Below are 7,529 nucleotides of genomic sequence, written 5' to 3'. Positions count from 1 at the left end.
AAAAGAGTGTATCAGAAAAATATAGTTGCTGACAGATACGGATGATTACGTACTTACGTTTTTACTGGTAAAAGATAAATCTCCTTTTTTAAAATCACCGTTTTGGTCAAAATATAATTTATAAAGATAAAAATCGCCATGATTACCATGAGAACTTAACCACAGATAAAATGGATATTTGCATTTCCGCATGGTCGAGGTATATGGGGTAAGTCTAAGATGGGAAACGGGAAGGTTACTCCCTATAGCAGGATTAGTGTCAATTTTATTTGGTAATAGGGTACCTTTAAAATATTTATAAAAAGGTTTGATAAGAGCATTAGCGTTATGAAGATATTCGTATGCTTTATCAAGATTATAGGTATCTAGGCAGATGCATGTGAAATGCTCATAAATGAATTGGTGTTTTAAATCGAAAGGTTTCATATCATAAATAGCCACGTCTTGATAGGTTATATTTAAGTTATTCTCTTTTTTGCGTGCTTCACGTTTATAATATTGCTCCATTTTAGGGTTTGGTGTATATGTGGATGTGGCAGCTATCTGAACAGATGCGACGGAATTTGTAGCGTCTGGAAGTTTGAATAAATCGAGTATTTTTTGCATTATTGACATTGGCGGATGCTCCTTTCTACTAAGAGATAAGAGTATTTTAGCATACTAAGAGCAGATGTGCATTATAAAGTCCCCCGCTTACATAACGTAGGCGGGGATTTTAAGAAATATTATTCGGTTTGTGGAGATTTACTTTTGACAAGATTAATATAATTTGGAATATTACTGCATATGAAATCAAACAATAAGTTGTATTCCAGTTCAGTTAGAGTGACCTCGGTAGAATCTTTTTTTAGTACAACATCGAAAGTATCACAAAGAGGATATTCATGAAAATCTACATCGTCATACAGATATTGTAGAAGGGAAGTCATTGCGTTTATTCCATATAATACTTCATCAGAGTAAAAATTTGTTTCATCATCATCCCAACCTAACAAAAAATCAGGAGTGGTTTCGAGAGCTTTTGCTATTAATAATATTTTTGATTGAGGAAGCCCACGTCCATCATTTTCTATTTTATTAATAGACGATCTTGATCTATATCCTATTTTTTTTGCAAGTTCTTCTTGGGACATGCCGAGTTCTTCACGTTTTTTTCGAATTCTATCACCAATTTCCATTATAATCACCTCGTAATTATATATTAGCATTGTGTAGAAAAAAATTCAACTTTTATTGAAATAAATGTTGACAATTATTAAACAAAAGAGTAACATAACAAATGTGGACAAAATGCCAACAATAAGAAAGGAGGGATGAAAAATGGTAGATACACAAAAATTATGTAAGAGAATAGATGAGTCTGGATTAAAAAAGTATTACATAGCTTCGAAGGTCGGCTTGACTACTTATGGATTACAAAAGAAAATTAATAACCAAACACAGTTTAAAGCCAATGAAATCGAAGAATTATGCATTATGTTGAAAATTAAGACATTAGAAGAAAAAGAAAAAATTTTTTTTGCAAAAAATGTTGGCAAAATGGAAACAAAAAAGTTGCAAAAAAAAGAGTAAACACCCACCGACCAAAGTTCGTGTTTACTCAAAATGGAACCTATTAAATATAGGAATTTCCTATTCGCATTATAGGGGATTCCGCCAGTTTTTGCAAGGAGGAATTGCAAAATGCAGAATGAAGTAGTAAAAGTGAATGACAAACGGATTGTTGCGGTAGAGTGGAATGGCGAGAGAGTTATTACAACGGCGCAACTGGCAGACGTTTATGAAACATCGGCTGATAATGTTAGGGTAAATTTCAATAACAACAAAGATAGATTTACGGAAGGAAAACATTACTACATTCTCAAAGGAGAGGAACTGCGGATGTTCAAGCGCAACGTAAATGATATTTACGCTGTGAAACCTAACATTAATCAAATTTACTTATGGACAAAGAGAGGAGCAAGTAGACACTGTAAGATTCTTGACACAGATAAGGCGTGGCAACAGTTTGATTGCTTAGAAGAAAATTATTTCAATCCACAGCCAGTACATTCCATTACATATCAGTATCCAGTATCTCCGGCGGCACTGGAAAGTGCAACAAATGCTGGTCGTTTATTTGAGCGTATAATGAAGTCAGAGGGTGCCTGCCCGCATGAAATTGCTATGGTGGTTAAATCAATATTCAATCAGGCAGGAATTGAAGTCAGAGAGCAGTTTGTTAAAATTCCGGCATATGAGCAATTAGCATTGGATATTATCACACGGTAGGGGGGCACTATGGCAAGAATAAAAGATACTATGAAAGTGATAAGCGATACAAGAGGTAAAATTGATAAAAATTATGATATGTTTGCGTCAAATATTATACATATCAGTAATGCGAGCGCAAATACATATGAAGCAATTAATAATGCTTTTTTTCTTTGGATACGCACAGGGGCAAAAGGCAGCCAAAGCAAAAAGGCGAAATGTGTAAAGTATGGTGGTGCTTAGAGAGCTTGGAAACAGGCTCTCTTTTTACATAAAAATGGCACAAATCTATTCCACACTCATGATAAAATAATATTAACAAATAAATAAGCACCGGACGGAACGTAGGAAGCCGTCCGCTACCCTAGAAAAAATATAGGATGTTGTTAAGGCACGTCCTGTTTTTGGGCGTGCTTTTTTCTTTGTATTTTGCCAGCTATGGAGTAAATAGCAACTCATTCGCGCCGGACTGACCGGAGTAAAAACTTGGAAAGAAAGAGGTAAGGAACATGGTAAAAGTAATCAGCGAATTGGAGAAGATTGGTCTGTCACTGACAGATGAGCAGAAAGAATCCATCAAAAAGAGTATGGGCGAGGAATTATATTCTAAGCAGGAATTGGACAAGAAACTTTCCAAAACGCAGGAACTCGAAGAAAAAAATAAGGAACTTGTAGGAAAGCAGGAAACTCTTGAAAAGGAATTACAGACTATGAGAGATTCCACACCGGATGCAGATGCACTGAATCAGAAGATTGCAGAACTGACGACCACACTGGAGACAGAACGTAAGGAACGTGCGGAGAAAGACGAAAGGGCAAGGCTTGATGGTCTTGTAACAGATTTCTTTGCTGATAAGCATTTTGTTAATGCTATCACGGCAGACGCGATCAAAGCGCAGCTGGTCGACAAACTTAACTCTGATGAAGCACGCGGAAAAAGTATTTCAGATCTGTTTGACACCATTGTCAAGGATGATAAAGGCAATTATAAGCCGGACATTCTCATTGACGAAAAGACATTCCAGGCGCAGCAGAACCGCAGCCAGATTGTTGGAAATCCAATTAATCAGCCGGATGGGGCAAAACTTTCTATGGCTGAACTTATGAAACTCAAAAACAAAAACCCGGATATGGACATTACGCCATATCTGAACAGAAAGAAGGAGAAATAACACATGGCATTATTTGATTTGGTAAATTTCAATGGTGAAGTATTCGATGCAGCAGTGCGCGAGACTCCGAATCTGCGTTTAAATGAACTGCTTCATTGCGGCGCGATCGTAGAGCGTGGCGAGTATGCATCTTTATTGCCGGATCAGAAGGGCGGTAACTTTATCACAACTCTGATCAAGGCGCGTTTATCCGGAAAGACCGTGAATTACGACGGCAAAACAGACATTACAGCAGAAGAGCGCGGCAATTACACTATGGGGCGTATCGTTGTCGGCAGGGCGCAGGGATGGACAGAGAAAGATTTTGTATCTGATATTTCGGGGGATGATTATTCCGCAGCAGCCGGAGAGGTCGCAGAGTTCTGGGATGATGTAGACCAGGATACGCTTCTTAGCATTCTTAAAGGTGTGTTCTCTATGAGTACCGGAGAGGGTAAGAAGTTCGTAGATGCGCACACCTACGATATTACTGCAGAAACAGAAAATACTTTCGGACCTACAACCCTTAACAATGCAATGCAGAAAGCACTGGGAGATAAGAAAGCAAACTTCTCACTTGCAATCATGCATTCTGTGGTCGCTACAAATCTGGAGAATCTTAAGCTGCTGGATTACATGAAATATACAGATGCCGATGGTATCGAACGTGATCTGGGGCTTGCTACCTTAAACGGCAGGATCGTACTTATTGACGATACGATGCCGGCTGTGGAAGTTGCAGAATCTTCTAAGGGTGCGGGGGATGGATATACAAAATATACCACCTATGTTCTTGGCAACGGAGCAATCGAGTACACAAACTGTGGTGTAAAGGTTGCATCTGAAATGGATCGTAATCCGGCGAAGAACGGTGGAGAGACAACACTGTATACCAGACAGAGAAAAGTGTTTGCCCCGTATGGTATTTCCTGGAAGAACACAGGCGTGATTTCTCCGACTAATGCACAGCTGGAGACAGGAACAAACTGGGAGATTGCACAGAACAACTCTTCTGATAAACCGGATTATTTCCCGGCAAGAGCGATCAACATTGCGCAGATCATTACCAGAGGATAAAGAAAGGGGATTTCTGATGGGATACACCACATATGACTTCTACAAAGAAAAATACTATGGGGATTCTATCGAGGAATCCCTTTTCCCCAAGTGGGAAGATAAAGCATCTATGAAGTTGGATCAGCTGACCTATGGGAACATCAACGATGATACCAGAACAGAATTTGACGAACGGATTCAGAAAGCCACCTGTGCACTTGCAGATCTGCTCTATCAGATAGATTTCAAGACCAGTCATGCCAGTGATGAAAAAGGCGGCAATGTGAAGTCAATGTCCTCTGGTGGGCGGTCAATTAGCTTCGGAAGTAATGAAACGCTTATTGATAAGGTGCTTGGGGATAAGGTAGCACAGAACCGGTTGTGTTATGACACGGTGTGCGAATACCTGTCCGGCACCGGATTATTATATGCAGGGTGTAATTATGGGATTCTTTGATAACAAGACTGTCACACTATTCAGCCGCTCATTCAATGCAGAAACCGAGGAAGAAACGTACTATCCGACACTGCTTGAGTGCGTAGACCTGGTGGAAACCAAGGGTGCGAACATCTCTAAGAGCGGCATAGATAGTGCGGATACAGTGAAATTGTATGTTGATTTCAAAAATATTGTCAAACCGTACCTTCCGCCGAAAGAGTGGGAAAATATGCCGGACAAATGCAAGCAGTATTTTTTGACATTCAATCCGGCACAGGATTTCTTTATCAAGGGAGATCAGACAGCCGTTGATCTGCCGGAAACGGACGCTTACGAATGGATGCGAAACAATTTTGATGATGTCTATAAGGTAACGAACATCGACAAATATGAGGACATTCTTCCTCATTTTGAAGTAGGGGGCGTGTAAATGGAAGAGAAGGAAAAACTTACTATACAGGATGCAGAGAACGCACAAAAAGGTGTTCTTGCACTTGCTATGGCTTATCCGGATTATCCTGCATTATTCAAGGCAGACAACAAAACGATAAGATGGAACTCTGTCAATACAGACAGGTCTATCGGGTTATTCCCGATGCAGGGAGCGGTATATCTGAAAAAGTATGTCAGTGGCAGTTATGTGGCACAGATGCCATTTCAGATGGTTTATAAATGTGCACCAACTACCAATAAGGCAAGCATTGAAGCACAGGAAATGTTAAACAATCTTGCTGCATGGATGGAAGAGAGCGGGATCGAATTCAAGGACCCGCATCTGACATTGCAGTCAATCGCAAGGACTTCCCCAGTGTTTGGCAGTGAACAGGATGATAAAACGGTTATGTATGCTGTGAATATGCAGCTTAAATATTTTTATAAAAAGTAGGGAAGAGAGGATAAGAAGTCATGAAGAAAAGTGCATTCATTATGAATACGAATTTACAGTTTTTCGCAGAAGATCGTACAAATATGGTTTCTCTGCTTGATATTGGTACACTCATCGGAAGCACAGCCAAGATCGTAGAGATGGGCGATGGCTACAAAGAGATCACAGAGGACTGGGGACCGAATACTGAGTCAACCCAGTACGTCAATATGAAAAATGCAAACAATACGGTAAAGGGATATGAGTTTTCCACAACACCGGAGCGTGATTATATGTCTGACGATATGCAGACTGCAATCGATACGATGTTCAAGTTATTCCCGACCGGAAAGCAGTGTGAGACATATTATTACAGATATTACAAAACAGACATTACAAAAGGCACAGGCGATTGTATCCGCGTACCTGTCACGGTATGTCCGTCAAGTACTGGTGGATCTGGCGGTGACACACTGACATCTTCCATTCAGATCAACGGCAATGGAGCAGTAGAACTTGGAACAATCACAATTGGTTCAGATGGCGCATTCACATGGGCGCCGAAAGTATCCAATACATCTGGAAAATAATAAGCGGTGTTAATTACAAATTAGCATAATCGGGTGGGTTTCTTTTAGTCCTGCCCGATTTCTGAAAGGATGGTAATTTATGGAAGAATTAGTATTAGACAGTGGTGTCAGAAAAATTGCAATTAAAAATGAGGACGGGGATGTCGTTACCGTGTTGAGCATCAATGTCGCAGATGCCGACACAGCCGAGCGATTCGGACAGGTCATCAACAAACTGGAAAGAATCTCCGAGAACTGTGAGAAAGAGGCGGCAGCATGGAAGAAAGAACATGCACAGGATGAGGTAGATTCTGACAACGTTGATGTTGAGTCGGTTTTACAGGCAAACAGAATCCGGGTGAAATACCTGAAACAGATTGCAGCAGAGATCGACGGTCTGTTTGGGGAAGATACGGTAAAGAACGTGTATGGAGATTTCACTCCGGACGAGACGGCACTGGTGGAATTTGTCGAGAAGATCATCCCAGTCATGAATAAGCTCTTCGGCAAGCGTTACGAGATGACCAGAAAACGCTATAACTCCGGCAGAAAAGGAGCACGGACATGATTAATGTCATGCTTGATCCGCTGCCTGAGGAATGGAACGGTTACAAGGTTAATACATCATTTCGTATCGGCATACAGGTATTCCTTGTGCAGTATGACAAAGAACTGAATGAGTATGAGAAGAGTGATGCACTGATCTATCTGCTGTTCGATGAACGGGAGCACCCGGACGGGGATGATCTTCGTCAGTGTGTGGAGTGGTTTCTAAATGGCTGGTTCCATGACAAACCGGAATCATCAAAAGATAATCGCAGACTGGTAGATTACGACATTGACCAGTGGCGTATTTATGCAGACTTCCGGCAGATATACGGGATTGATCTCTCCTTGGATGATATGCACTGGTGGATGTTCAATGGTCTGCTCTGGAATATGCCTTATAAACAGTCATCATTCCAACAGGTTATAGAGATCCGCAGGAAGAAAATCACATCCAAGATGGGAAAAGAAGAGAGACAGGCGATTAAGGAAGCACAGGAAATGTATGCCTTAGAACAGCCGGAAGAAAAGAAAGAGTATACTGAGGATGAGAAAACAAAGATTGACGAATACGATCAGATGATGGCAGAGATCAGAGCAAAGAAGAAAGCAGAAAAGGAACTTGGATTAGCTTAGAAAGAGAGGATTGC

Annotated in this window: 13 protein-coding genes; 11 read left to right on the top strand and 2 right to left on the bottom strand. The window is 40.6% G+C overall.

The features are described 5' to 3' along the window. Positions 1-45 precede the first annotated feature (45 nt). Both DW650_RS17355 and DW650_RS17350 read right to left on the bottom strand, forming a co-directional pair. The gene (locus DW650_RS17355; RefSeq protein ID WP_118210657.1) at positions 46-615 is read right to left on the bottom strand and encodes a hypothetical protein; all 570 of its coding nucleotides are present in this window, start codon (positions 613-615) and stop codon (positions 46-48) included. 110 nt (positions 616-725) lie between these two features. Continuing rightward, a complete protein-coding gene (locus DW650_RS17350; RefSeq protein ID WP_158576234.1) occupies positions 726-1,178 on the bottom strand; it encodes a helix-turn-helix domain-containing protein in 453 nt (150 codons plus the stop codon). Positions 1,179-1,320: 142 nt separating this feature from the next. Between DW650_RS17350 and DW650_RS17345 the strand changes: the two genes are divergently transcribed. The 11 genes from DW650_RS17345 to DW650_RS17295 all read left to right on the top strand — a co-directional run bounded on the left by DW650_RS17345 (position 1,321) and on the right by DW650_RS17295 (position 7,515). Next, positions 1,321-1,572, top strand: coding sequence for a hypothetical protein (locus tag DW650_RS17345; RefSeq protein WP_118210655.1), 252 nt, complete (start codon positions 1,321-1,323; stop codon positions 1,570-1,572). A gap of 111 nt (positions 1,573-1,683) precedes the next feature. Next, the gene (locus tag DW650_RS17340) at positions 1,684-2,271 is read left to right on the top strand and encodes an ORF6N domain-containing protein (protein WP_118210654.1); all 588 of its coding nucleotides are present in this window, start codon (positions 1,684-1,686) and stop codon (positions 2,269-2,271) included. Positions 2,272-2,280: 9 nt separating this feature from the next. After that, positions 2,281-2,496, top strand: coding sequence for a hypothetical protein (locus DW650_RS17335; RefSeq protein ID WP_118210653.1), 216 nt, complete (start codon positions 2,281-2,283; stop codon positions 2,494-2,496). A gap of 266 nt (positions 2,497-2,762) precedes the next feature. Continuing rightward, the gene (locus DW650_RS17330; protein WP_118210652.1) at positions 2,763-3,425 is read left to right on the top strand and encodes a hypothetical protein; all 663 of its coding nucleotides are present in this window, start codon (positions 2,763-2,765) and stop codon (positions 3,423-3,425) included. Between the two features lie 3 nt (positions 3,426-3,428). Continuing rightward, complete coding sequence (locus DW650_RS17325; protein WP_118210651.1) at positions 3,429-4,481, top strand: major capsid protein; 1,053 nt, start codon at positions 3,429-3,431, stop codon at positions 4,479-4,481. A gap of 16 nt (positions 4,482-4,497) precedes the next feature. After that, a complete protein-coding gene (locus DW650_RS17320) occupies positions 4,498-4,917 on the top strand; it encodes a hypothetical protein (protein ID WP_118210650.1) in 420 nt (139 codons plus the stop codon). Continuing rightward, a complete protein-coding gene (locus DW650_RS17315; protein WP_118210649.1) occupies positions 4,904-5,329 on the top strand; it encodes a hypothetical protein in 426 nt (141 codons plus the stop codon). Before DW650_RS17320 ends, DW650_RS17315 begins: the two co-directional genes overlap by 14 nt. After that, the gene (locus DW650_RS17310; RefSeq protein ID WP_118210648.1) at positions 5,330-5,785 is read left to right on the top strand and encodes a hypothetical protein; all 456 of its coding nucleotides are present in this window, start codon (positions 5,330-5,332) and stop codon (positions 5,783-5,785) included. Between the two features lie 20 nt (positions 5,786-5,805). After that, complete coding sequence (locus DW650_RS17305) at positions 5,806-6,354, top strand: phage tail tube protein (RefSeq protein WP_243103011.1); 549 nt, start codon at positions 5,806-5,808, stop codon at positions 6,352-6,354. 79 nt (positions 6,355-6,433) lie between these two features. After that, positions 6,434-6,901 (top strand): RNA polymerase subunit sigma, encoded by a 468-nt coding sequence (locus DW650_RS17300; RefSeq protein WP_118210647.1) that lies wholly within the window; start codon positions 6,434-6,436, stop codon positions 6,899-6,901. Next, a complete protein-coding gene (locus DW650_RS17295; protein ID WP_118210646.1) occupies positions 6,898-7,515 on the top strand; it encodes a Gp15 family bacteriophage protein in 618 nt (205 codons plus the stop codon). The genes DW650_RS17300 and DW650_RS17295 overlap by 4 nt, the downstream gene beginning before the upstream one ends. The last annotated feature ends 14 nt before the right edge of the window (positions 7,516-7,529 follow it).

The sequence above is a fragment of the Roseburia sp. AM23-20 genome, from assembly GCF_003470905.1.
Classification (GTDB): Bacteria; Bacillota; Clostridia; order Lachnospirales; family Lachnospiraceae; genus Roseburia; species Roseburia rectibacter.
The sequence above is the reverse complement of the archived record's forward strand: the minus strand, read 5'-3'. Positions and strand labels throughout refer to the sequence as shown.